At 61.6% G+C, this 25,691-nt stretch carries 20 protein-coding genes; 13 read left to right on the top strand and 7 right to left on the bottom strand.

Going from position 1 to position 25,691, the window contains the following annotated elements; translation table 11 throughout:
• The first annotated feature begins 354 nt into the window (after positions 1-354).
• The 5 genes from AC1D29_RS06375 to AC1D29_RS06355 are packed head-to-tail and all read left to right on the top strand — an operon-like array spanning position 355 to position 7,078.
• Positions 355-1,221 carry a TnsA endonuclease N-terminal domain-containing protein gene (locus tag AC1D29_RS06375; RefSeq protein WP_477895326.1) on the top strand — a complete coding sequence of 289 codons (867 nt, stop codon included), beginning with the start codon at positions 355-357 and terminating at the stop codon, positions 1,219-1,221.
• Positions 1,218-3,551, top strand: coding sequence for a hypothetical protein (locus tag AC1D29_RS06370; protein ID WP_477895324.1), 2,334 nt, complete (start codon positions 1,218-1,220; stop codon positions 3,549-3,551). The genes AC1D29_RS06375 and AC1D29_RS06370 overlap by 4 nt, the downstream gene beginning before the upstream one ends.
• A gap of 10 nt (positions 3,552-3,561) precedes the next feature.
• Complete coding sequence (locus AC1D29_RS06365) at positions 3,562-5,235, top strand: AAA family ATPase (RefSeq protein WP_477895322.1); 1,674 nt, start codon at positions 3,562-3,564, stop codon at positions 5,233-5,235.
• Positions 5,232-6,197 carry a TniQ family protein gene (locus tag AC1D29_RS06360; RefSeq protein ID WP_477895320.1) on the top strand — a complete coding sequence of 322 codons (966 nt, stop codon included), beginning with the start codon at positions 5,232-5,234 and terminating at the stop codon, positions 6,195-6,197. Before AC1D29_RS06365 ends, AC1D29_RS06360 begins: the two co-directional genes overlap by 4 nt.
• A complete protein-coding gene (locus AC1D29_RS06355; RefSeq protein WP_477895318.1) occupies positions 6,194-7,078 on the top strand; it encodes a hypothetical protein in 885 nt (294 codons plus the stop codon). Before AC1D29_RS06360 ends, AC1D29_RS06355 begins: the two co-directional genes overlap by 4 nt.
• Before the next feature lie 114 nt (positions 7,079-7,192).
• Here the strand turns inward: AC1D29_RS06355 and AC1D29_RS06350 are convergent, their stop codons facing one another.
• Positions 7,193-8,155: an FRG domain-containing protein gene (locus tag AC1D29_RS06350; RefSeq protein ID WP_477895316.1), complete on the bottom strand. Its 963-nt coding sequence runs from the start codon at positions 8,153-8,155 to the stop codon at positions 7,193-7,195.
• A 176-nt stretch (positions 8,156-8,331) separates the two neighbouring features.
• Between AC1D29_RS06350 and AC1D29_RS06345 the strand changes: the two genes are divergently transcribed.
• Positions 8,332-8,790 (top strand): hypothetical protein, encoded by a 459-nt coding sequence (locus AC1D29_RS06345; RefSeq protein WP_477895314.1) that lies wholly within the window; start codon positions 8,332-8,334, stop codon positions 8,788-8,790.
• Between the two features lie 36 nt (positions 8,791-8,826).
• Positions 8,827-10,725, top strand: coding sequence for a P-loop NTPase fold protein (locus AC1D29_RS06340; protein ID WP_477895312.1), 1,899 nt, complete (start codon positions 8,827-8,829; stop codon positions 10,723-10,725).
• A gap of 63 nt (positions 10,726-10,788) precedes the next feature.
• On the opposite strand, the gene AC1D29_RS06335 is transcribed toward AC1D29_RS06340, so the two are convergent.
• Positions 10,789-11,874: a DUF3800 domain-containing protein gene (locus AC1D29_RS06335; protein ID WP_477895310.1), complete on the bottom strand. Its 1,086-nt coding sequence runs from the start codon at positions 11,872-11,874 to the stop codon at positions 10,789-10,791.
• Positions 11,875-12,162: 288 nt separating this feature from the next.
• Here AC1D29_RS06335 and AC1D29_RS06330 point away from each other — a divergent pair, with 288 nt between their 5' ends.
• The 4 genes from AC1D29_RS06330 to AC1D29_RS06315 all read left to right on the top strand — a co-directional run bounded on the left by AC1D29_RS06330 (position 12,163) and on the right by AC1D29_RS06315 (position 17,970).
• Positions 12,163-13,986, top strand: a complete 1,824-nt coding sequence (locus AC1D29_RS06330) for an AAA family ATPase (protein WP_477895308.1) — start codon at positions 12,163-12,165, stop codon at positions 13,984-13,986.
• 2 nt (positions 13,987-13,988) lie between these two features.
• Positions 13,989-14,834 (top strand): HNH endonuclease, encoded by an 846-nt coding sequence (locus AC1D29_RS06325; protein ID WP_477895306.1) that lies wholly within the window; start codon positions 13,989-13,991, stop codon positions 14,832-14,834.
• Between the two features lie 226 nt (positions 14,835-15,060).
• On the top strand, positions 15,061-16,236 hold the full coding sequence (locus tag AC1D29_RS06320) for a dsDNA nuclease domain-containing protein (RefSeq protein WP_477895304.1): 1,176 nt from the start codon (positions 15,061-15,063) through the stop codon (positions 16,234-16,236).
• Between the two features lie 33 nt (positions 16,237-16,269).
• Positions 16,270-17,970: a hypothetical protein gene (locus AC1D29_RS06315; protein WP_477895302.1), complete on the top strand. Its 1,701-nt coding sequence runs from the start codon at positions 16,270-16,272 to the stop codon at positions 17,968-17,970.
• Positions 17,971-18,069: 99 nt separating this feature from the next.
• Here AC1D29_RS06315 and AC1D29_RS06310 read toward each other — a convergent pair whose 3' ends face one another.
• The 3 genes from AC1D29_RS06310 to imuA are packed head-to-tail and all read right to left on the bottom strand — an operon-like array spanning position 18,070 to position 23,347.
• The gene (locus AC1D29_RS06310) at positions 18,070-21,180 is read right to left on the bottom strand and encodes an error-prone DNA polymerase (RefSeq protein ID WP_477895300.1); all 3,111 of its coding nucleotides are present in this window, start codon (positions 21,178-21,180) and stop codon (positions 18,070-18,072) included.
• A 15-nt stretch (positions 21,181-21,195) separates the two neighbouring features.
• The gene (locus AC1D29_RS06305) at positions 21,196-22,533 is read right to left on the bottom strand and encodes a Y-family DNA polymerase (protein ID WP_477895298.1); all 1,338 of its coding nucleotides are present in this window, start codon (positions 22,531-22,533) and stop codon (positions 21,196-21,198) included.
• A complete protein-coding gene (gene imuA, locus AC1D29_RS06300; RefSeq protein WP_477895296.1) occupies positions 22,448-23,347 on the bottom strand; it encodes a translesion DNA synthesis-associated protein ImuA in 900 nt (299 codons plus the stop codon). Before imuA ends, AC1D29_RS06305 begins: the two co-directional genes overlap by 86 nt.
• Before the next feature lie 65 nt (positions 23,348-23,412).
• Between imuA and AC1D29_RS06295 the strand changes: the two genes are divergently transcribed.
• On the top strand, positions 23,413-24,102 hold the full coding sequence (locus AC1D29_RS06295) for a zinc-finger-containing protein (protein ID WP_477895294.1): 690 nt from the start codon (positions 23,413-23,415) through the stop codon (positions 24,100-24,102).
• Positions 24,103-24,408: 306 nt separating this feature from the next.
• On the opposite strand, the gene AC1D29_RS06290 is transcribed toward AC1D29_RS06295, so the two are convergent.
• Complete coding sequence (locus tag AC1D29_RS06290; RefSeq protein WP_477895292.1) at positions 24,409-24,615, bottom strand: hypothetical protein; 207 nt, start codon at positions 24,613-24,615, stop codon at positions 24,409-24,411.
• A gap of 129 nt (positions 24,616-24,744) precedes the next feature.
• Between AC1D29_RS06290 and AC1D29_RS06285 the strand changes: the two genes are divergently transcribed.
• Positions 24,745-25,242 carry a hypothetical protein gene (locus tag AC1D29_RS06285; protein WP_477895290.1) on the top strand — a complete coding sequence of 166 codons (498 nt, stop codon included), beginning with the start codon at positions 24,745-24,747 and terminating at the stop codon, positions 25,240-25,242.
• Positions 25,243-25,261: 19 nt separating this feature from the next.
• On the opposite strand, the gene AC1D29_RS06280 is transcribed toward AC1D29_RS06285, so the two are convergent.
• Complete coding sequence (locus tag AC1D29_RS06280; RefSeq protein ID WP_477895288.1) at positions 25,262-25,612, bottom strand: hypothetical protein; 351 nt, start codon at positions 25,610-25,612, stop codon at positions 25,262-25,264.
• Positions 25,613-25,691: the final 79 nt, after the last annotated feature.

Raw genomic sequence — 25,691 nt, 5'->3', positions numbered from 1 at the left:
TCTGAAAAGCGAAGGGGTCGGGCGCCGTCCTACCGGCGCCAGACCCCTCTTCTCGTCACCAAGTGCGTCACACCAGGTTGCGTGAAGTCTACGGCACCGCCCATCACCGCGAAAGGCTGCTTGGGTGGAGCGGCTCGTACCAACGATCTCGCGCCGCCAAAAACGCACGATCAGTACCAAGAGCCTGGATCTCTCACCGCTTCAAAGAACGGAAGGATCCATGAGTTCAATCACCACCCCCGCGGCACACCTGCCGGCAGCCCACGCCGCAGCCCGCGCACGCCCACTGCAGCCAGCGCTCGCTTGCTTCACCACCACCGGCGTCCCTCGCCTTGAACGGGCTGGAGGTCAGCGATGAGCCGCACGACCAGCAAGTACAGCACCATGTTCAGCCGCAAGCGGCACGAACGCTGGATCAAGGAGGGACGCGGCATGGGCACTGGAGCGGCCTATAAAGGCTGGCTGCAGTACGGCGACTTCCCATCGCTGGGCAATACCTTGCGGCACAAGGAAAGCCGCCATGGCCGCGGCGTCCTGGCGCTGTCGAAGCTCGAGCAGGACTTGCTCGCGGTCCTCGAATGCAACCCGAACGTCGTCGCCATCTACGACCAGGTACCGCTCAATCTCGACGATACGCAGGCCATCGCGACCGAGATCGGCGTCCCGCATCCGGTAGCGGACAGGTCACGCTACCCGTTCGTGATGACGTCGGATTTCCTTATCGACCTGAAGACGCCGGGCGGGATCATTCAGGTGCCCATTCAAGCGAAGTTCGTCGACGACCTTCGAAACCACACTGAGTACCGCAAGGTCGAAATCGAACGAAGGTACTGGCTCGATCGGGGACTGAAGCTGCGACTCGTCACCGAGACGCCGCGGTGCCTGCCAACCATCCTCGTTGCCAACGCCCGTTCGCTGATGGCGCACCGCTTCACAGAGGATCACGACGCTGAGTCCGGCGCGAAGTTGAGTTGGGCGCAGCGCTGCGCCATGGTTCTGCACGCTGTGCACAAGACGGAGCGCCCGACCACGCTCAACGAGCTCGCGCACGGATTGGCGCAACGCACGTCGTCAGCCATCGAGGACTTCACGACTCCGATCCAGCACCTGATATTCACCCACGAGCTTCCCTGCGACCTGAGCAAGCCGAGCCTCCTGCAGCACGACGTGCTCGAAGTTCAGCAACGCATTGAGGTCCGCCGATCGGGATCTGCGCAATGACCGCCGAACCGCTGTACCAAGAGCGTGACGTCCTCGCGTTGCCCGACGAGAGCATCAGCTGGCGCATCCTTCACTGCACGAATGAGCTGACTATCTGGTTCGAGCGCAATCACGAGCTCGCCTTCCCGCAGGGTGACTACACATCGCGGATCACTGCCGACCTCGTCGACGGCAAGCTGATCAAGCTAGAAACTGACGACGATTGCCTGGCCAACGTCAGCGATGCCTCTCGTGCGCATGCGCTGAAAAAGCTGGACGCGTTCAAGTCGATCCTCATGAACCGCAAACACGCGTGGGACGCGATGTTTGAATCAGGTCGAGGGAGCGTCATGGAAGCGCTGAGAGAGACCTACCCGAGGATCACGCACCGGGTGTTTCACAAGGCACTTCGCCAATGGTGGGGAGGCGACGGCACGGCGGCTTCCTTCATCCCGGACTGGCCCAACTGTGGCCGGACGAAGATCGACATCACCAAGCTTGACGAAGAACCGCTTAGCCCGGCCATCGCACACACCCGCGCGCTGGCCGTCGCCGCGGCGTCACAGGAGGTCGAGCCGGCCGACACCCTACCTGATCACAACAAGACAGGACACCGACGAAAGCGAGTTGCACCAGCCAGAGGCACGGCGTTCCCGGTCGACAGGCAAGTGCTGCGCGTGTTCCTCGACTACTACAAGCAGAAGGACGAGGGCAAATCGCTAACGAAGCTTCACACGAAGATGTCGGGGGAGGTATTCGTCAGGATCCACGACGATGGCAGCAAAGAAGCGCTGCCTGAGTCGGCCGTCCCCTCGATTCGATGCTTCCAGGCTTGGTACCAGACGCTGGTCGGCCACAAGCAGCGGCGTATCGCGAAGGTCGGAGAGATTGAGTTCGCGCAAACCGGGCGAGAGCTGCTGTCCAACGAGTACTCGTCGGTGGAGCGCGCCGGCGAGAAAGCCAGCGCCGACGCGACCATCTGGAACGTCGCGGTCATCAGCCGCTTTGCTGGACAACGTGTCGTCGGCCCTCCAGTGGTCTTCCGAATCCGGTGCAAGAAGTCAGGGCTCCTTCTAGGCCTGTCTGTGTCGCTTGAGAACGCCTCGTGGACGGGCGTGGGTGCGGCCATGGTGAACTGCCTTGAGGACAAGGTCGCCTTCTGCGCGAGGTATGGCGTCAAGATCCAGCCCGAGGACTGGCCGGTGCGCGGCTTGCCCGGCCACTGCGAACTCGATCGCGGCGAGTCAGACAACCATCACCCGCAGTCCTTCGTGGAAGAGACGGGCATCGGCATCGAGAACCTTCAAGGCCAGCGTCCTGACATGAAGCCCGGCGTCGAGTCCGACTTCCGCACGCTGCAGGTCTCCCTGAACGGATATACACCGTCCGCCATCGTTAAGACCTGGGCGAACCAGCAGAACACCGAGTGGAAGCTCGAAGCAAAGCTGACGCTGGACCAATTCATCGGACGGCTCCTGCGACACGAGTTGGACCGCATGAAGCAGCCGCGCGCCGGCTTTGAGATGTCCCCCGAGATGATCGACCAGGGGTACTCATCGTCGCCGCTCAATGTCTGGAACTTCTCGCGCCACAACCAGGGCGGCGGCTTGGTCAGCAAGTCGATCAACAAAGTCATGCTGGCAGTCATGCGGCGTGAGCCCGCTTCTTTGACCCCACACGGTCTTGAGTTCAGGGATTGCATCTATCTGGCCGAAGACGTCATCACCAACGAGGACTACTCGAAGGCGCGAGGTAACCACGGGACGATCGAAGTGGCCTTCGATACCCGCCTCGTTGACAAGGTTTACGTCGTCAAGATCGGTGGCAAAAAGGTGCAGCGACCTATTGAATGCACCCTCAGTCCCAAGCGCGCCCACCAACGCGGCTATACCGGAAAGTGCTTCGCTGAAGTGGCCGAACTCAAACGGCAGGAGGCCATCAACGCAGCGAATCACAGAGCTGTGCAGCATGCCTCAGCGCGCGAAACGATGCGGGCCGATCTCGAGGAGAACGCCGAGGTCAAGAGGACCGCAATCCCGGTCTCCGAGAAGGGCAGCAAGGCCAAACAGCTTCGCGAGATTCCGGTTGCACGCAAGGCCGAGATGTACGCCGACGCCCCTGGGCAGGCCTTCAAGCCGGACCTGGGATCTGCGCCAGTACGTGCAGCAGCGCCAGAGCCGGCTCCCCCTCCGCCCACGCCGGCACCGCAGCAGTCCGCGCCCTCACCTGCGGCGACGAAGGCACCGCCCCTGGCACCTGCACAAGAACAGCCGAGGCCGGCGTTTTTCCGTCGAGACGACACCGCCGCTTTCGCGGCTTACATGAACGGCGGCGCGCCCGATCAAGCCTGAGGAATTCAACATGCGACCACAAACCCGAGAGATCAGTTCCACCGTCGAGATCGTGGTCATCGATCGCGATGAGCACTACTACCCGTCCTCCACACCCGAACATCGCGGCAACCCTCTGATCGAAGTCTTCCCGCCGCTAGGCAAGCAACTGATCGCCACCCATTTGCTCACCTCCGACGTGGCCTGCACCGACGAGGATCGCGCTCAGCCACCAGAGGAGCGCATGCGCCGGCTGCGCCGTCTCTTCCACTTCTTCAGGCCGTTCCCTTGGCAAGTGGACTTCGCCATGCAGATGTGGGATGCAATCTGCGACGCCTACCAGCAGTGGAACCCCAAGAAGCCGGCGGCGAGCGTCGCCCTACGTGAACTGTTCGATGGGCTGTCGAGTCGACGGCTCCCGAAGGATGTGCCCCCCACGCTGTCGCAGCTTCCGCATTGCCTGACCTTGATTGGCACACCAGGCTGCGGCAAGACGGAGGTCCCCCTGCGCATCCTGCACAAGCTCTCCCAAGGCGCGGTTTTCAAGCACCTCAAGCACGGCCATATGTACCAGTGCCTCTACGTTTGGGTCGAGGCCCCGACGACGAAGACCGACAAGGCTCTGGCCCTGTCGGTGTACGACAAGCTGTATGAACGGCTGGCCGCGACGGGTACGGCGTATCCGCGTGTCCGAACAAACGCCAGCGCCACACAGCTCGGCATTGAGTGCGCCCTGATCGCACGAAAGTTGAACCTCGGCCTTCTCGGCATCGACGAGATCCAGCACTGGTTCAAGAAAAAGATCGGTCTCGACGAAGATGCCATCTCCTTCCTCACCACCCTGATCGCTCGGGCAAAGTGCGCCGTGCTCGTGGTGGGCACGTGGCAGGCGATACCCATCTTCACTGCGGCCTTGCGACTGGGACGCCGCAGTGTTGTGCCGGGATCGACCTACGCGTGGAAGCTCGAACCCGGCCCGAAGTTCGAGATGTTCCTCGCGCAGCTGTTCAAGAAGCAGTACACCCAGCAGCAGGCTGTGCTCGACTCAGATTTCGTGGCTGCCTTCTATAAGGGCTCACAAGGCATTCCCGACATCGCAATCAAGCTCATGGTGTTCGCCCAGATGGTCGCGATCGCTGACGGCTTCGAGATCATTTCCCCTGAAATCGTCACCTTCTGTGCTGAGGAGTACATGCAGCTCATCTCGCCAGCCCTCAAAGCGATGGCCGGCGGCGCCAAGGAGACGGATCCTGACATCTGGGACGCCGAGCCCGACGACCCCGCGGAATACGCGGATCGTCTGCTGACCGCCCTGGTGGGGAAGCACACTTTCTCGGCCAGCAAGGGCGAGCAGGGCCGGATAGCGCTGGATCTCAAGGCGGCCCAAGCCGCGCAGCACATGACGGACCTGGGCTTAGGCTCTCCGGCTCAGACCCAGAGCGTGGCCCAGTCGCTGGCAGAGGCTCATCCTGCCAAGAGCGTTGCCGAAATCGTTGCGATAGCCATTCAGAAGAGCAAAGCGAGGAATCCGACGCCCACGACGGCTCCGAAGAAGGTGCCCGGTGTGGACCGGTGGCATGAACTGCTCGACCCCGCCGACCTTCGCCGCATCATCTACCAGGCCAACCGCTCCGAACGTGATGTCGAGGCCGCGATCGACGATGCGGGCTACCTGTTCCACCCTGCTGAATTGGAGGCGCCATGAACGTTTCTGACATGGACAGGCTGCCGCGGCCTTATCCGGGTGAACTCTGGTACAGCCTGATCGCTCGCTCGTTGCGCGACTGGGCTGGTTTGCACCATCGTGCTCGCCTCGACCTTCTGCTCGGTCCATTGCCCTCAGTGGTGAACATCGCCTACCCGAACCGGATCTCCCGGCTCATGGCTTTCGCGCACATTGGATCCACGCAGACACCGACCGAATTCGCGCTGGAGCACACCCTGTTGCCCTACTACTTGGCGTTCGATGAGCCGGATGCGCTTGCCGCCGTCATTGATCGGTCGGGACGCGACGACATGCCGTTGGGTTCGCTGCTCGGGCACTTTCGGCCGCCTCACCTCCCCGACCGGCTGAAGTACTGCCGCGCATGCCGGGACTCCGACTCCGTCGAGCACGGCGAGGCCTACTGGCACACGAACCACCAGTTGCCGTACGTCATCAACTGCTATAGGCATGGAGAGCGCCTGTTCAATAGCTTCGTGCCCTACCGGCCGGGCCGCTTCGACTACTCGACCGCTCACCTGTCACGCTGCCCTGATCACGATCTGGCGGCCACCGGTCCGTCAATGTCCCATGCCCTGGCGAACGCTGTAGGCCAGATCAGCATGCGCGCCGCTCGCGACGGTTGGAATGACCGGCATCTGGACGCGGGTGGATATGTCTCGATGCTCCAAGCCTGCGGTTTCGGCACCGCCAAAGGACAGATCGCCAGTCAGGAAGTTGACTCCGCACTCGATGCCTTCTTGAGGACGCACGGCCGTGAGCTGCGAGACCCGCACCGCCGCTTCTGGGCCTGCCTGCTCTACAGACGCCGACACGGTCGGGTCTGGCCGATCCAGCACGTACTGATGCGCATCTTTCTTCGCGAGCGGCTCTGGCAAGTCAGCTCAGCACGACCCGCGCCAACCCAGCACCTGGAGAGACGGCTTGTAGGAGTCGCCGCATGAGCTGGTTTTCCCGCCTTTCCGACACCTGGCCGGGTTGCAGCGCTGCCTTTGAAGACAAGCGGTATCCGATCAGTCGCAACACCGACTTTGAGCGACGCCTTTCATGGCATTCGCGCTTGCATGTATCGAACCTTGCGGCGAGCAGGCTCGAATCGAGCTATGTGACATTAGGTGGTCAGGAGACAGTTTTGGAGCCACTACATCCTTTGACGAGATCGCGGCGTGGATTGGTCGGGCAGGAAGCATTTCGACCGCCGGCGAGGTTGCCCACCGGCTGGGTAGGCGTGTCCATCGTCGGGCTCCCGATAGCGCTTTCATCTTTTGCCCCTTACACGGGCACCACCTCAGCCTTCGCAGACCTTGGACTCCCTCAGGACTTTGGGTCCAACGGCTTGATCAGTGTCCCTATTTCTGGCAAGACGTTGATCGCCTCATCGCTCAATCTCCTGGCCTTCATCGCAATGCCGTCGGCTCTCACCTGGCTGCAGCTCCGCCATCCGCTGAATAGAACCGTGTTCTTGAATCGGCCTTCCGCTGAAGAGGTGCAGATCTGCCGCATCACGGGTTCGGGACGCACCGAATACACGCAGCGAGAACTCGATTGCCTGTCGTTTTGGTTGGAGGACGAGCGCTGTTCGTCTCTCTGGACGGCTATCGAGGGAATTGATCGCCCAGGTTGGACCCTGCAGCTACCTGACCGACAAGAGGTATTCGAGTTCGGAATCGATGCCTACATGCAAGGCGACTTGCTCGTCGTGATGCGCTTCATCATGCCGTTCGAAACGCCGTTCTGGCCGAGGAACGTGCAGCGTATCAGCTTCAGATCACGACGTATGGGCGGCGTCAAGCCAGGCGCAGATGGCACTACGGACTTGACATAGGTGAGGCAGCGCCGTGCCCCCTTAAAGCCCAATGTGGAACTTCGTGTAGTCGAACAGAAGTTCAAGGCTCTTTTGCTTCGAGTTCACTGCCGCCGCCGCCTCGATCTTCGCGGCTTACTTGGGGTCAATGTCTTCAGTCCGGCCCTCTGCACCCGAGGTATGAAGTCGCCGCGTCCACACTTTCAAAGCGCATCCCCAACTGGTATCCCAATAGCCCTTGGTAGCTGCTTCGCGTAGCCTCGCGATTTCGCCGCATGCCTCCGCATCGCCGGCCGACCTGGCCAAGCTCAAGAGCGCATCGATCTCGTCAATCAACTCGACATGCGGATCTATGGTGCGGGTCTTCTGCAGCACGGCGGACAGTGCCGGCGTCATGCATCCAAGGTCGCGCGCCGCAAGCCCCACCAACCCACGTACGCCGCGCGAGAGAGGGTCTCCCTCGACGGACTCTAGGTCGCCGAGGTGGGCCACCAGGTCCCAGTCGCTTTCGACGGCCGTGAAGTGGCATTCGGCCAAGCCCGGCATCTTCAGCAAATCAAAGGCTTCAACAGCCTTTGGATCACGCCAGGCCTTTGGACCCACGGTGAAGCCATCCTGACGCAACCAACGGTGGGCGGCGCCGCCGGCATTGAGGGGCATAGCGAGAAACTGGTGATCAGTGACTTCAACGTCATCCCCACGCAGTCTGTGCACCATATCGATGTCAACGGCATAGATCACGCAACGGCTGTCCGGCTTGGCACCGAGGAGCGCGAAGTACAGCGCGATTTCAGGGGTACCCGTCAGGTCAATCACCGGCGAGCGCAAGATGTAGTGCTGCAGGATCGCCAGGCGATCATGGACGCTACTCACCAGATAGCCTGTGAGCCCAAGTTGCGCCGCGTGCACGAAGCGCCTGCAAATCTCCCACAACGCGCCCCGCGTTTCTTCATCCACATCAGGACGGGTGATCGAAGGCCGAATATCTGGCCAGATCCTGGACTGGCCACGAAACAACACCTGACCGGAGCCGCCGCGACGTTCAAGCATCCACGTCAAGGCCCGTTCACCGCTTGCTACATGTTCTGGCTCGCTCACGTCGACAGTCCTCCTCCAGCCTGACTGTGACCGCGGATGCTGGTGCCGTCATCGACAGTTCAGTGGATGCCCCATCTACGGCGCCGCCGGGCCTGTCACCAGATCCGATAGCAAGCCTCCTGCCGTTCGCGACAAAATGTGCCAGAACATAAAACCAGATGAACCGCGAGGGATGAATGGGGAGCTTCCTGGCGAAGCTGGCAGGTGCCAGCAAGCATCATTCGCATGTCGGGCACCTGCTGTTGACGTCCCTGTTCGTGGCCAGTGCCGTCCATTTGGTCGAACACCAGTTGCCGCTGGACGTACCCGCCCGCAAGCTGGTGAGCCAGTGGGCCGCGGGCAGCATCTCTTCGGGATGGCCGCGCGACGCGGCTGCCGGCGGCGACCTGGCGGTGCTCAAGATCGACCGCGAGCGCTTCGTGTCCTTCTACGGCGGGCAGTCGCCTTTGAGCCGCTGCAAGCTGTATGCGGACATCAAAGACATCCTGGCCGCGGGGCCGCACCTGCGTGACCTTGCCCTCGACTTCGACCTCTCGCCTACGGGGCGGACTGCAGCGCTGAGCCCATCTCACGGCGTGGTCGTGCGAGCCCGCCTGTGTACACGTCGCGCCCACGTGTCATGGGGTCGGGATTGAACAGTTCCGCAGAATGGCGCGCAAGGAGCGAGACTGATGGATGAGTGGATCAAGAAGGGTCGGCGGTTCTTCAGGAGCCTGCGCGGAGACCAACCTGCCGCCCAGCTCGGCGCCGGGCACGTGTCGCTGACAAGCGAATGGCAAGACATCGAAGCTCGCGTCAACGAGTACGTCGACTTCGCCTTCCCGCCAGGCTTCGCGCTGATGATCGACGGCCCTTGGGGCTCAGGAAAAACCCATTTCCTCGATGAGTTCGTCAAGCGGCGCAAAAAGCGCAATCCAGACTTCGTTTGCGCGTACATCAGTCTGTACGGGCTGCAGAGCGCGGCCGACATCAACCGAGCGTTGCTCGGGGCCATTTACCCCATCTTCAAGAACAAGGGGGTGGACGTTGGGAGGAGGTTGTTTACGGGACTTGTCGGCCAGTTCGGAATCAAGAGCGACGTAGGTATTCAAGACATCATCGGCTCGAAGGCCGACCTGTTCGTTTTTGACGATCTCGAGCGCTGCGACATGCCACTGAACGTCGCCCTGGGCTGCATCAATGGCTTTGTCGAACACGCCAAGCAGAAAGTAATCCTCGTTGCCAACCAGAAGGAGATTCCTGACGAGCCGAAGTACGTCCGTATCCGCGAGAAGCTGATCGGCCAGACGATCCACCTGTCCCAGGATCTACCCGCGGCCTTCGCAGACTTCCTTAGCAAGGTGGCCACGCAGGAGGCGAGGGACTACCTGAGCTTCATGGCCGAGGATGTCCTGGACGTCTATCAGATGTCGAAGCTGAAGAACTTGCGCCTGCTTCGTCAGAGCATCTGGGACTTCGAGAAGTACTTCAGGCACGTGCCGGCTGGCCACCTGGAGGATTCCGAATCTATGGCGGCCGTCACCAGGTTCTTCTTCGCGGTGTCGCTTGAGTTGAGGGCCGGAAACATCGAGGAGAAGGACCTCACGACTCGCCAAGGGTGGGACGCCTACTTCCGTCGCAACGGTGAGGAGCGCTCACGATTGGATCTGGCTCAAGACAGGTATCCGACTGTCAACCTGGGCGACATGCGCCTGCCCGTCGAGCCCATGCTGGACCTCATCCTGCGTGGCCGAATCGGGGAGGACATCGCCAACAGTCTTCGCCAATGCACGCTCTTCTTGGAGGCGCCAAAGGAGTCATCCTGGCGGACAGTGTGGAGCACGTTGGAGAGAGAGGAGGAGGACGTACGCGACGCTGTCGTGTCGCTGGCGCAGGAATTCGCTGATCGCCAGTACACGTCCGTCGACGAGATGCGTCACGTGTTTGGTGTGTGGCTTTGGTTGGCCCGGCAGGGAATCTCGGACCGGACGTTGGAGCAGGCGATCGAGGACTGCAAGGCGTACGTCGCGGATGTCGCAGCCAAAGGACTTCTGGATGAAGAGAGCCCGCAATCGCATCGGTCACCGTTGGATGGGGCAAGTGGCTTCGGATTCATGGGGGCGGATACGCCAGAGTTCCAGACGGTCTCGCGAGAGATCAGTGAGGCCCAGGAGAAGCTCTTCACCTCGCGCCTTGCGGACAAGGCGCAGGCGCTCCTGGCGCTCTTGGCCGTGGACAACGAGGCATTCCTGCGGCAACTGGTTTTCGTGCAAGGCAGCGAGTCCTGCCCGTACGCAACCGTGCCGATCCTGCGCTACTTGAATCCGGAGAAGTTCTTGGACACGGTTTTCGCACGCCCTGCATCGACGCATCACTCGACGCTGCTTGTCTTGAAGATGCGCTATGAGAACTTGGTCCCGACGTCACCTCTGCGCGATGAGGTTCCGTGGGTTTCTGGAGTCGCCGAATCACTGCGCCGGCGCATCGCCAAAGCTGATCCCATCAGGGCATATCGCCTCGGCATGTTCTTGAACCACTATGTGTTGCCGCAGCTCAACTACCTGACGGGGCAACACGGCGCTGAGGCGTGAAGAGCGTTCGGCTCGCTTGTCTTCTTCGTGGCGCCAGTCGGCGTACTCAGCCGGCCTGCACCTCTACCGACGTTGCAGCAGCTCGGAGTAAGCGTTGACCGGGTGAGTACCACCCTCGTGTCGCTTTCCGATCTGGTCGGGCGTCACGTCCATGGTCGGCCAGACGTTGCCCACCATGAACGAGTCGGGGTTGAACTGCGCAAGTTCGTCAGAGCGAGATCTGCCGGCGGCTAGCCCGGCGAACGGCGCTCCGTACCGCGTGACGACGCCCGCCACGATGTCCGCAACCTGAATGGACGGCTCGTCTTCTGACGAACAGAAGATCAACTCGCGGATGGGCAGGCGGGCTGGATGCTTGCGGTTGTCATAGCCAATCTCGATGCCATCGAGATGCTCCGACATGAAGAGCTCAAGATCATCTCTCTTAAGCGCAAGCGTCTTTGCGTCGTCGGCCTTCAAAGTGAACCCGTTCGGGTACTGCTTACCCCAGTGATAAGCGAGCGAGAACACTGCGGGAATGATGGGGTCGAGCGACAACTTGTCGTTGCCGTGCAGGACGTCGGAGATGATGCTGCGGCTGGCGGCGATTGGCACCATGAAGTCTTCGAACAGGTGCCGCGTTTTCTCCGGCAGCTCTTGCATCGTCTGATCCACTACCGCGTAGAAGGCAGACACGGACTCTGCGGACGGCAGCTTCAACATCTGGACAAAAGAGTTCAGCAGCCTCGCCTGGCGCTGCGGGTCCAAGAAGGACTCGATCATCATCGTGGCGAGATTGCTCATCGCAATGTTGCCGCCGTCCTTGTACAGATCGATACCCGCCCGATGGGCCAAGTTTTCCACCAGCAGATCGATCATCTTGGACACGACCATGTGCTTCTTGTGGATGACGAACACCGCTATCCGCGCCGGCTGCACCGCAGGGTGCGAGAAGAACCGCGCGAGGCGTTCGATGCCGCCCTTCCGACGAAAAAGCGAAGTACTGTGGATCTCGGCCGCGTTCAATCCAAGGCATGCCAACGCGTCCTGGGCCTCGCCGGGTGAGAGATCAGTCATCGCGTAGGTGAAGATCGGCTGCTCGGGGTCGAGCAAGGCCGGGCCTGTATTGCCAGCCTCGTCACCATAGATCTGCTGTGGGACGGTTTCCATTTGCCCGCAGGGTGCCACGATATGTCGATTCTGCTGCCTTGCAGAAGGGATGACGGCTTCAGGCTCCGGGCTCCACGCGCGCCGAAAATCGAGCGCATTTGTCTACCTGTCCTCGAGCGGACTGGTGGCGGCCTTCGACCACCGGCTCGCTTAACCGAGCGGCTACCCCGTGTGCGAATATTCTTCTATGAACGGCCAGCGCCGCCATCTTCTGCTCTAGTTCAGTCACAGCTGGTAGCGAAGCCGAGCAAGACGCGTTAGCCGACGGACCCGAAGACGGGGAGGTGAATGGACTTCAAGCTCTATTTCGCGGGGAGCCGCGACTACGCACTTAAGCACGCGCCGACGATGTCGGTGGTGCTGTGGCCCGACGAGGATCGCTCACCTGACCTTGGCTATCGCATTCAGGCACGGATGCTCGTTCGAATGCACCTTGCGCCCCACGTCATTCGAACTCCCATTGCGTTCATCGCCCAGGACTTCAAGGACTGTGCAAAGGCCATGGAGCTCGAACTGAAGGGCGGTCAGTTCGTGGAAGTGACTGCCGAGTGGCTGGGTAGCAAGTTCTCCATAGACACACCGCCAAAAGATGGCGACAGCCGACATTGGTTTGCAACCCTCCAGGGCAACATCGACTCATACAGGGAACTGACTAGGGCGTTTGGCCCAGACAGCGCGATTGAGGCGTTGAACGCGGCTCATGATGTCGTCGCCCTGAATCCCAAGTATGTCTCCCCAGGCCTTGCACAACTAGCCATCTCGAGCGACGCGTTTAAGCTCGCAGTTCTGCGTTCTAACGAGAGATATTTTGCTTTTCGTCGGGCAGCTTCGGTGTTGCATGGCAACGAGGCTGAAGCGCTGGAGATGACGGAGGCCAGAGCCACCGTGCGGTTTCATCTCGCCGGCTTTAAAGGTCTTCATGAGGTCACCATCGACTTTCGGCGATCTCAGCTCTTCGACCGGCGCATCAACGTGCTCATCGGAGAGAACGGCGTTGGGAAATCGCAGACGCTCGCTCACATCGTGAGCAGCTTGGCCAAGATGAAGAACGGCGGCAGCATTGCGTCTACCGAGCCATTCAGCAGAGTCATCGCGTTCAGTGCGGTGCCAGGTCAGTCGTCACTTCCGAAGAAGCTGCGAAGCCAACGGACGCTTCTGTATCGCCACTTCGCTCTTTCACCAAGGTCTGATCGCCGCAGGGGCGACAACGAGCTCTCCACGGCATTGATTGATTTAGCGCGCGACGCTACGCGGATTGCCGGCCGTAGCCGCGTTCAGATATTCAAGGAGGCTTTGGAGTCTTGGCTTCCCCTTACACGAATTGGGTTGCGGGTGAAGGCTGAAGCTCAGCATGACGCGTGGCACTACGCGGCGGTCGATGGTCACTTCTACCTCCCGGTCGCTCGACTGCTTGAGCCGTTAGGGGATGGAGCTATTCATCTTTTTGCTGACCTAGACACCACGAAACCTCCGGCGTTCTTCGCGAGGAGGCGGAACTCTGAAGGAGAGTATGAAGATGATGTGGACGATGCGCTTCGGCCAGAGGCTCGCGCGAGCCATCCTCAGTCGTGGGGCCAGCGCCCCTCCGAGCCACGTGGGCTGCAGCCGCTTAGCAGCGGCCAAGAACTGTTTTTTCGGTTCTCGCTCAATCTAAGTACCTTCATTGAAGCCGGAACGCTTGTTCTCATTGACGAGCCAGAGAACCATCTCCATCCGACCTTCATCACACGCTTGATGAGCCTGCTGCGGCAGGTGCTCCAGTCCACTGGGTCCTTCGCCGTGATCGCGACTCATTCGCCATTTGTCGTCCGGGAGGTAACGCGAATGGATGTCTCGATCATGGGTCGGATGCAAGATGGGTCCGCGCTGGTCAGGCACCCGCGGCTCCAAACGCTGGGGGCGAGCGTTGCGGCAGTGTCGGGGTATGTCTTTGGAGATGAAACCATCCCGACCCTCGCGCGCCTGACCGTGGAGGCGATGGCGCAAGCCCGAGAAGGAACTGATCCCAATAGCGAGGAATGGCTGAAGCTGCTGAGTCGGGAGCTGAGTAATGAGGCTGTCGGATACATCCGTGCTGAGCTCATGCGCTCAGAGCGCGAGAGTGAGAACTAGGCATGAAGCGGATCGCCCCTCTGCCTGTCGATGATGTCGCAATCCTGACGCAACTGGCGCAGCGACCAGCCCTGAGTTCTTATCCGCTGCTTGCTGCCTTCCAGTACGACGTCGAGGCTGCGTACGCGGCATATGCGCTTGCCGGGTGGGCCATTCCGGGCCTGCATCCGATTCTGCCCGTCGGACTACAGGATTCGATGCGGAAGCACTACGACAACCAAGTGCGGTCGCTCGAATTCATCGACCAGATTCGACATCAGCTCTCGGCCGGCGTGTGCCCGACCTGCGGGTCGCAGGCGGCCTCAACGGCAGACCACGTGCTTCCAAAGGCAGCTTGGCCGGTCTATTCGTTCTTTTCAAAGAATCTCGTCCCAGCCTGCGACCAGTGCAATCGGAAGAAGAGTGACAAGTTCTTCGCGGAGGTTGACGGTGCTCGGCCAATACATCCGTATTACGACGACTTCCTCCTCGGACGCGTGGTGGTGGCGAAATTGAGCCCGCCTTACGCTAGCCCGCTCGTCGAGATCGTTGGCGTTCAAGGTCTCCCGCTGGAGATCTCAGCGGTTGTCGAGTGGCACCTGGCGGAAGTCGTACGCAAGACCAGCATCGCCGCGACTCTGCTCGAGCGTTGGCTGAACATCTGTCGGGCTCCCGAGATGTCCTATGCGAGCCTGGCCTATGGCGCGACGATGGAGGACGCGGTTCGGGGCGAGCTGCAGGCTAGCGACGTCAGGCATCAAACCCCCAATAACTGGGAATCCATGTTGCAGGCCGGAATCCTCGACGATCAGGGCGCGATTGAATACCTCATGGTGTGCCGCGTAGCTCCGCAGCCGAACCCTGGCTGAGAGCGACCTGATGGCGCGGTTCGTAGGGAGCGCCGCTCCACAGGTCGATTGATCAATCTGCGGCGGCCCACTTTGAAGTCGCGGTCGGAGGAAACCACATCCGCGCACGGGCGGCTCATCGCAGCGCGCTTCTTGTTGCAAGACTTTACATATGGCTAGCGGCCTACGATGATGGCGCGCGCCGAAGAAATCCTCCGCGTCAACGGAGGCGAAACGGGAGGGTGCGTTGAGCGGAATCATCGGTGCGGCGGAGGTCTTGTCCGTCGCGAACAATCCGAAATACTCAGAGAACGGTGGAGGACACGGAGCTAAGGGCGTGGACTTCGCGCGCTGGTGGGCTGTTGTCCGAATGGTGGAGATGGAGAAGGCCAACGAGCCTGACTTCCTGCTCCTCTTTGAGTCCGTTCAGGACGTTGCAGAACTCGATTCGGCAACGGCACCAACGCGAGCGAGGGTGTATCAAATCAAGAAGAAGGACGCCGGCACTTGGACCTGGTCCGTCCTCACCGGAACGGTGGCGCCAAAGGCAGCTTCGAATGGTCCAACTAAGCCGACTAAGCATGCATCCAAAACATTGAAGGCGCCAGACTTCAAGAAGGTTCCGGACTCGGCACTTGGCAAGCTACAACTTAGCTTAAACGCATTTACAGCTCTGCCAGTCGAGGGCGTGTTCATCTCGAACGCTGGATGCGATTTTCCTCTTGCGGGAGGCGGGTCAGCAGCAACTTCGTTGCCCTGCACTCTTGCAGACCTTGCCGCGGATCACGCCAAGCTACTTGCCGATGCTTTCGCCTCATTGTCGACAGGAGGCCCGCCGCCTGACCTGGCTCGTGTGAAGCTTCAGAAGGTGGCAATTCATCCTGACAATCTAAGCGCCCCGGCGATCGCAGCGGCCCTAGAGTTGTTGATTGAACGCAGCCCTTCACACGCGGGTCAGGTAAAAGCGTTCGTAGATTCCCTGGTGATGAAGATCTCACCGCTCACACGCGGAACCAACGCCTGCAAGTCTTTCGACGAGCTCGTCAAGGAGCGTGGTTTCTCTCGAGGCGCTTTCATGGGCGCGCTCGCTGCACTCGAGACCGTGCCTGATCGGGGTGCCTTGCTCAACAGTTTCTTGAGCCAGCTTCAGGCAGAAGGCATGGACTTCATAGCCATCTCGTCGATCCGCGTCGCTGCAGCGCGTGCACAGCAGGACCGACTCATAGGAGGAACTGATGCGTCCCGCGCAATAGACGACTTCAGCGATGCCTGGCTTGCGGCGAATCCGCCCACATCGAGTTTTCGGCCTTATGTCGAGGCCGCACTAGCCGTGCTCAAGGTCAAGTTCAGCGGTTACCGCGACAACGACCTGATGGGGCGGTTTGTCATGAGAGCCATTACGAAATGCGCGGCCCAGAACTGAGACTCCTCGTCAGAAGCCTGAGAACAAAAGACTATGCATCGCTTCCGATTCAAAAACATCTGGCTGCTCTCGCATCGCGAGAAGAGGGCTCGTCACCTGGCTTTCCACCCGAGCAAGAACTTGCTGGTGGGGAGGAACCACACAGGAAAGACGACACTGATCCGGAGCTTGTTTGAGACCTTGGGGGCAACGCCGCAAGGAAAGCTCGAGCAGTGGGACGAGAACGCTGCGTCTCTGGTCGAGTTTTCAGTCGACGGCCAAAGCTACTTCGCCCTACACCAAGATGGACGACGTGCGCTCTTTGATGCGGCGCTCAATTTGCTCATCTCAACGTCAAAATTCGGCGACTGGTCGAAACGCTTCTGCGAGGTAACCAACTTCAACTTGGTGTTCTCCGACAAAAAGGAGGCAGAGGTGGTCCCCGCGGATCCAGCATGCTTCTTTGCTCCGTTCTACGTTAACCAAGATGGAAGCTGGCAGGCTGAATGGAACACGTTCACCGGCATGAAGCGCTTCAGCGCTCCTTTCAAGCCAATCCTTGAATACTTCACCGGCGTCTGCCCGCCGGAGTACTACTCCGCGAGCGCCGAGAAGTCACAGCATTCGAAGGTGTTGGATGAGCACAGGCGGGAGTACCGCTTGCTTGAACGCGCCATCGAACGCTTCAACAAGTCCGTACCGCTGTCTGGACCGAAAGTAGATGCCGGCAACTTTGCTGCAGAGATTGACCAACTCACTAAGGAGGTCAATGAGCTAAATGCTCGACAAGAGGTGGTGCGCAGCATCTCCGTTCGCGAGCAGGAGCTGCTCAAGAGCTTGGATCACCAAATCCACTCGGCCGAGGCTGCTCTCGCCGCTCACGACAGCGATGCGAAGTACCTCATCAAAGAAGGGGCGGCGCCGCTCATCTGCCCAACGTGCAACGCGGAGCACGAAAAGCCATTCATGGATCTTCTGGAGTTTGCAGAAGATGCTCGCGTGCTTCGAGAGCTCGCAGCAAGACTACGGGAGGACGCAGCTGAAGTAAGGAGGCGCACTCAAAAGGCGTTCTCAGAACTCAGCGCCCTCAACGAGAACTACGTTCGCATTTCTCGCATTCTTGATACCCGCAAGGGTGAGCTCAAGTTCAAGGACGTTGTCGGGAGCCTCGGGGCGGAATCCGCGTTTGCGGCATTCGATGCGGAGCGCAAACAGGTTCAGGCAGCAATCGACTCTGTGGTCCTCAAGGTCGACAAGCTTGAAGCAAGGATGAATGACCTTCGCTCCGTAAAGCGTACGAAGGGGATCTTGAGCGAATTTCGCGAGCACTATGCGGCGAGCCGCGTCGCGCTACAACTCCACTCAGTCGCCACCAAGGCCATGCAGCTGCAGTCCCGTCCCTCACTATCGGGCAGCGGAGGGCCACGATCGATCCTGGCCTACTACGCCGCCATCTGGAAAACGGTTCAGGGCAAGGAAGGGACGTACGACATTCCGGTGGTCATCGACTCACCCAATCAGCAGGCCCAAGACGACTTCAATCTCCCGGCCGTGTTGAGCTTCATCGCCAAGGACCTGCCCGATGGCATGCAGCTTATCGTTGGGCTGGAGACGCCAGCGAATCTCGCCTTCGACCGAGAGACTGCTCTAACGGAGAAGTACAGCATGCTCGTCGAAGCTGACTGGCTGTCGACAGAGACGTTGTTGGAGCCGCTGCTTAAGAAGATGTACGACGCCACCCTTGTTAAGAACTAGCGGTCTGTCGCAAAGGTGACTTGACCAGGGCTAAGTGCACCTGTTTGATCAGCCCGCTTTCAGCCTTGATGATCTCAAGCTGATTTGGGCCTGTACCGATTACCGGAAATCTCGGCTCTTGGTCGCCAGACCGCCCAGCAGCGGGGTCCAGTCCTCCATGTGCTTGGCGATGATGTTGCACACGTTGCCGTCGCGCTGCCAGCGTCCCTTGACCGCCATCAGCCGCGACCCCAACACGACCGGCCGAAGGTGCTTCTTCTCCGAGACGGACGGGTAGACGATCAGCCGCACCTTGCCGTCCTCATCCTCCAGCGAGATGAAGATGATGCCCTTGGCCGTCTCGGGCCTCTGCCTCATGGTCACGAGGCCCACGGTCTGGACTTCGCGTCCGTCAGGAATGTCCATCAACTGCGTTGACGTCAGCAGCTTGCGCCTCGGCATCGCGAGGAACTCCGGGCGCAACAAGGCCAGCGGATGGGAGCGCAGCGTCAGGCGCAGCGCGGAGTAGTCGAAGACCACTTCCTCACCCTCTGGCGCTTGCGGCAGTTCCAGGTAGTCCTCGCACACCGGTGCGTCCTTCAGCAGGGGCGGCACCGCCTGCAGCGCAGATGCTGTCCAGACCTGTTGGCGTCGATGGCCGCTCAGGCTGGCCAGCGCATCGGCTGAGGCCAGCACGGTCAGTTGCTGCTGGTTGAGACCCGAGCGGCGTGCCAGGTCTTCGGTGTTCTGGAAAGGCGCCCCTTTTCTGGCAGCGCAGATAGCCTCAGCAGATTCCAGCTGCAGCCCCTTGACGATGGTCATGCCCAGCCGCACCGCTGTGCCACTGTCGCAGGGCTCCAGCACGCACTCCCAGTCGCTGTACATGACGTCCACCGGCAGCACAACGACGCCGTTGCGCCTGGCGTCCTGCAGCAGCTCGCTGACGCTGTAGCACCCGAGCGGTTGTGAGTTCACCATGGCGGCGAAGAATTCCATCGGGTGGTGGCACTTGAGCCAGCAGCTGGCATAGACCAACAGCGCGAACGAGGCCGCATGTGACTCTGGGAAGCCGTACTCACTGAAGCCCTCGATCTGCCTGAAGACCGACTCTGCGAAGTCCGGGTCGTAGCCACGCGCTGCCATGCCCTCGGTGATCTTCTTGTAGTGCTTCTTCAGCCCGCCCTTGCGCTTCCAGGCCGCCATGTCGCGACGCAACCCATCGGCCTCGCCGCCGGTGTAGCCCGCGGCGATCATGGCGATCTGCATGACCTGTTCCTGAAAGATCGGCACGCCCAGCGTCCTCTCCAGGGCGGCCAGCAATTCCTCGCTCGGAATCGTTACTGGCTCAAGGCCTTGGCGCCGCTTCAAGAAGGGATGCACCATGCCTCCGTGGATGGGGCCAGGCCTGACGATGGCCACTTCGATGACCAGGTCGTAGTAGGTCCGTGGCTGCATCCGCGGCAACATCGCCATCTGCGCCGGCGACTCGATCTGAAACACGCCGGTAGTCTCAGCCCGGCAGATCATGTCGTACGTCGCAGGATCCTCGGCCGGGATGTCCTGCATGACGAACTCGTGGCCCTTGGTCTGGCTGACCTTCTCCAAGGCCCTGCGTATCGCTGTCAGCATGCCCAGGCCGAGCACGTCGACCTTCATCAGCCCGACCGCGTCGATGTCATCCTTGTCCCACTGGATGATGGTGCGGTCCTCCATGCTCGCGTTCTCGACCGGCACCAGGCGCGTCAGCGGCCCGTTGCTCAGCACGAAGCCGCCCGGGTGCTGCGACATGTGGCGCGGCATGTTGAGGATCTGCCGCACGAGCCCGACGAGCTGCTTGACGGCGAGGTCGTTGACGTCGATGCCCACCTCCAGCAACCGCTGAGGCTCGACCTCCTCTTCCCACCAGGGGAAGTTGTCGTTGAGCTTCTGCAGAAGTTCCAGTTCGAAGCCCAGCGCCTTGCCAACGTCCTTCAGCGCGCTCTTGATGCGGTAGGAGATGACGACAGCCGTCAGCGCGGCGCGCTCGCGGCCGTACCGCTTGTAGAGGTACTGGATGACCTCTTCCCGGCGTTGATGCTCGAAGTCAATGTCGATGTCGGGCGGCTCATCGCGCTCACGGCTGATGAAGCGCTCAAGCAGCGTCGACAGCCGGGCCGGATCCACCTCGGTGACGCCCGTGCAGTAGCAGACGACCGAGTTCGCCGCCGAGCCCCGCCCCTGGCAGAGGATGTTCTGGCTCCTCGCGAACTGGACGATGTCCGCCACGGTGAGGAAGTAGTGCTCGTACTTCAGCTCGGTGATCAACTCGAGCTCGCGCTCGATCTGATCGTTTACGGAAGCGGGCACGCCGTCGGGCCATCGCCGGCCCGCGCCCTCGTAGGTGATGCGTCGCAGGTAGCCCGCCGGCGTCTCGCCCTCGGGCACCACCTCACGCGGGTAGTTGTAGCGAATCTCCTCAAGCGAGAAGTCGCAGCGGTTGGCGACCTGCATCGTCTCGGCGATCAGGTCTGCAGGGAATGTCCGAGCCAGGCGGCCTCGGGTGCGCAAGTGCCGCTCAGCGTTGATATCCAGGGCCTTGCCACACTGGGTCAGCGGCTTGCGCAAGCGAACCGCTGTCATGACGTCCATCAGCGCCTTGCGTCCGCGCGCGTGCATCGTCACGTCGCCCACGGCCACCAAGGGGATGGCGGTCTCGGCGCTGGCCGCCCGCATACGCTCAAGGCGGATCTCGTCGTCGCTGCGTCGAAGCTGATCCAGGCCGAACCAGACGCGGCCGATAAAGTGGGTCAGCAGCCAGCGCCCGAGCTGGACCAGGGCTTCAGGTTTTGCGTGGCGTTCTGGGCAGGCGATGACGACGCAGTCGTCGAGGGTGCCTGGCTGAACGTCATCGAGCGCCAGCTTGTACGTGCCCTTCTTGGCCGCGCGCCTGAGCTGGGAGATGAACTGGCAGAGGTTGCCGTAGCCGTTGATGTTGCAGGCCAGGACCACCATCGTGAATGGAAAGGCGCAGTTCACCGCGAACTGGCTGCCGATCAGGAGCTTCATGCCGCGCTCCTTGGCCTCCACATGAGCGCGGACCACGCCCGCCACGCTGCATTCGTCCGTGATGGCGATGGCCGAGTAGCCGAGTTGCTGGGCGCGCTCGATCAGCTCCTGTGGGTGGCTGGCCCCCTTCTGGAAGCTGAAGTTGCTGACGCAACGCAGCTCTGCGTACTCAGAAAGATCGGCCATCGCCTCACCATGCGATCAGGCGTAGGCGCCGTCGAGGAACCAGGCCAGCTCGCCGTCGTCCATCTGCGTGCAAAAGATCGACAGCGTGCCGGCGGTCTCCGAGACCGCGACCCAGTAGTCGCGCTGTTGGCTGCGAGTAATGGACGTGCCCGGGACGCGGTCCCACCAGCCGCACTCCACGAGCTCGGGGCCGGTCAGCAGCGTGAGGGGGCCCTGGTAATGCGGGCACCCCTCTCGCACTGCGAGGCGGATGGGTTCGTCCTGAAGGATGGTGGGCGCATTCAGCTCTGGCACCGGCTCAGGCTTGCGTGCCTTGCGTTTGGCGGCCGGCGACCAGTGCACGGCGTACTGGGTACGGTGGTCATCGGCGAGGTAGGGCTTCAGAACGCATTCGGGTCCGAAGCGAGCAGCCAGGCGCTCAGCCAGCAGGAATAACGATTCCCCGTCGCCGAGGCTTTGCGGCAGCAGCGACATCGACTGCTCGGTGACCCGTTCGACGCCAACCGCTTCGAGACGCAACTCACCCACCGGCGCAGCTAGTTCGAGCTTGGCCAAGTGCTCGGCCAGCAGCCGCGTGAAATGCTCCAAGTCGCGCATCGGCTCGGCCGAACGGATGGTGACCTCGCCGCCATCGCCGGCTTCCTTGGCACGCATTGAGTCGTGGACCCACCGCAGCGTGTAGCCCTCTGCGCCGGCATGGCGTGCCGACAGCCATCCACACATTTGCATCAGCATTGGCCGCGCATAAGCGAGGAGCGCAGGCGCGTTGTCTTCGCGGGCAGGCAGCTCGTACCTGATGGCGAAGGTCTCGGGGATCACCTCCCACTTGTGCGCCTGCGGCAGGCGCCCATAGGCTTGATCAAGTGCGGTGAGGACAGCGTCGCCCCAGCGCCGGCTGACACCGTCGCGAGGAAGTCGTCTGAGCTGGCCCAGCGTGTTCACGCCCATGCGGGACAGCACCTCGGCATGTCGGGCGGCCGCCGTCAGCTCGATCAGCGGCAACGGGTCGAGAACCGCCTGCAGGCCACGGTCGCCCAGATCCAGCACGCCACAGCGCGCGAGCAGCAGCGATGCCATGGCGTTGGGCGCCCAGCCGATGCCGATGACCCCGAGATCCGGGGCTTCGTCGCCGATGCGCGCCTTGAGGGTGGCCTCGCCCTTGAACAGCTTCAGGCTGGCTTGGACCTCCATGACGATGGCGCAGCCTTCGGCCTTGGCCACCCGCGGGGTGAACTGGAGGCACCAGAGGGCGAGGCCATCGAGCGGGTCAGGCGAGGCTGGCTGCTCGAGCGATGGCGTCGGCGGCGGTTCTGGCGGTGGCGTAGGCGAGGTGACGAGGGCGACCCAGAGCACGTTGGGCCTCCGTGAGAGCAATGAGTTGGCTGGGGCGGCGCATGCGATTGGTCAGCACGTGGTTGAGGCCGCCGGGGATGGAGTCGAGTTGCAGCGGCGCCTCAAGCGGCGCACCTCGTCGCTTGAAGATCTCGACGCGCAGCTGCCAGTCGACCAACAGGGACGCTGAGACGCGTAGAGGCGCTGGAGACGGGTCATGCCGTGCCTGGACGGGCCGGATGATGAAGACAGGGCCTTCGCAGCCCTGAGCGAGCACCTGCAGCCGGCGAAGCTGCTCGGGACGGGCCTGGGGCAGCCAGGTCAGGATCGCCGCGGCGGAGTTCGAGCGGATGGCCTGCTCGGTGGCCCACAGGCGGTGGGAAGGTGGATCGACCTTGACCCAGAGGAGGTTGTCCTCCTCGATGCCCAGATGGCGCAGGCCGACCAGGTTGGGCCGCTTGGGATGGCCGATGACGACCACTGAGCGCCCGCCTCTGACCAGCGCACGCAGGCTGGGGCCGATGAGGCGCCACTCCAGCAAGGAAGGCTGGGGCTGCAGAACTTCGATGAGGCAGCCCACGGGCCAGCCGCCGTCCACCAGCTCAGCATCCAACGCCGGAAAGCCGCTTGACACAAAGCCGGTACGGCCGCCGCCAAGCTGATTGCCTCGCCAGACCGTATCGGCGAGCTCGGGCGGCAGCGCGGCGCCTGCAGAGGCAGTGTTTTGCGCAGGCGCGATCAGGTCGACCTCGGCCGACGCCGGGGCCGCTGGGGCGGCACTGGACGGCTCAGGCGCGGAGGTCAGAATGAGCTCCGCTTGGGTGGTCGCAAGCATGGGGTGGCGTGGAATACTGTTTATTTATACAGTACACCATCCCGCAGCGAACCGTCCACCCGCACATGAACGTCACCGCCGCCTTCATGACCGATCCCACGCCGCGCGTACCTTTCGGCCCACCGGACCGCTGTCCGTACTGCTTTTCGGCGGTCGAACTGGTCACGGGCGCCGAGGTGTACCCGGAGCGGCCGGAGCTGGCCAACCGGAACATCTGGCGCTGCACGCTGTGCGATGCGTCTGTGGGCTGCCACAAGGTCGGCGCACGGGTTCGGAGGAGCGACGGCATCGAGCTGGTCAGCGACGGCACCCTGCCTATGGGCAGCCTGGCAGACGAAGAGCTGAGGGCTGCCAGGACGGAAACGCACCGGCTATTCGATGGGTTGTGGCTGGAGCCGGCGCGGATGACGCGCGCCGATGCCTATGCATGGATGGCCAATGTCCTCCGGATCCCGTATGAAGACGCCCATGTGGCAAGCCTCAGCTACGACGAGTGCGTGAAGGTGCAGCTTGCCGTGGAGGACCTGGTGCGCCCACCTGGTGAGAAGCCAGACCTGCCTGGCGCTGCGCACTGGCTGATGCGAGCCAATATCGAGTTCACGGTAGACCCGGCCGGGCATTACGTCATCCAGACAGGCACCGAGGTGGTCGACTACTGGCCGGACCGACAGACCTGGAAGGTGCGGGGCGAGCTGCTGGCCGAGGAGCAGGTAGGTCTCAACGAGCTGATCATGTTCTGCCGCAGGCGGGAGTAGACGGCCCCAGTATCGTGGGCTGCGTAAAGTAAGGCGACCACCCGGGAGAACCTCTGTATGACCTTCATCGCACGCAACCAAGGCTACCGCCGCAGGCAGGCCGAATTCGACGTCCGAGCTAATGCCGCTTGGACACGGTTTCAGCAGACCGGTTTTGGCGTGCCGGCCCAAGAGGTTGTCGCCGAAATGCGTAGGCAGTTGGAAGCACGCCGCCGGAAGCTGCAGGGCAAACATCGTCCTGCCGACGCAACAGTTCCAGCGCGCCCTCGCTGAGCCACCCATCAAGGCATCGGATTTCGGATGACGTCACAGCGCAAGCAACGAGGTAGGGTCTATCGCCTGATGCGTGAGCGGGGCGTGGACGGCGGACTCGAAGACCGCTTGTGGGATCGCATGCCCGCTGTCGGCCGTGAGTTCGGCAGCCCAGACTTCGAACGGCTGATGGAAGAGTATCACCGCCTTGGGGTTGGGGTTTTTGATCCCGCCGTACGTCGGGAGGTCGAGATCACGCAAGCCCAGCGCAATGAAGCGCTCGCGCCTGGCTCACCATCGCCCCAACCCAGCTGAGCCTGGTGTCACCCTTCCAAAGTTGAAAGCCCAGCTGCACGCTGAGCCACTATCCGGATGAATCGAGAAAAACGCATGCGCCGCACGGCTGGTCTTTGCGGCTATTGCTTGCGGAACTTGGCATTCCATCGTGCTTGGCACGACGTCCGACACCGATACGCCGGCGATGAGTTCTGGATCACCACGGGCAACAACTTCATCGACGTAGCAGTACTCGAGTGGTGCAAGCTGTTCGCTGACCACAAGGGCAAGTTTCATTGGAAGAAGATCGTCACAGACAAGTCTGCCTTCAAAGGCCGACTGCTGCATGTCATCGGGCAGTCGGAGGCGGAGTTCGCGATCTACATCGATGAAATGAAGACCTATCGAGACAAGTTCGTGGCGCACCTTGACTACGAAGAGTCGATGTTCATTCCCGAGACGAAGGTCATGGAGAAGACCTCCGTCTTTCTGTACGACCACTTGTTGGAAGTCGAGGACGAGGATCTGTCGCTTTTTGAAGCGCCTCAAAGCGGCCAGCAGTGGTACCAGCAAATGGTGGCCACAGGGCAGCAGATGTTTGCCAGTCAATAGAACTTGCGCGCGCAGGGCATCAGCGTTCAAGCTGGCCGAGAGCGCTGTGGATACGCTCAGCCAGGTCCACGATGAGATGGACGGCAGTGCGTGTGGTCGGATCGACCCGCGACCCTGCGAGCGCCGCCGCTGAGAGCCTGCAGACACAAGCCAAGTGCTCGGCCGCTTCCAGGATCTCGGCGTCTCGCCGCTCCATCGCCACGGTCAAACGCAGGACATGCAGTTGCTGATCGACATCCGCCAGATGTCCAGCGAGTTGGCGCTGCCAAGGTCTCGCACGCGTAAGCCCCCTCAGCAACAGCGTGATGAGCTGCTGCAGATCCTGAATGAGCTTTGCCAGGCTCTCTAGGACGTCCGGATTCGATGCCATTTCCCATCTCATGGTCATGAAGGCACAAGCCTACCGGGTGCGTGCGGGCCAGGCCTTGGACCTTTGGGAGTACGCGACC

The sequence above is a fragment of the Roseateles sp. P1_C6 genome (genome assembly GCF_056406315.1).
The sequence above is the reverse complement of the archived record's forward strand: the minus strand, read 5'-3'. Positions and strand labels throughout refer to the sequence as shown.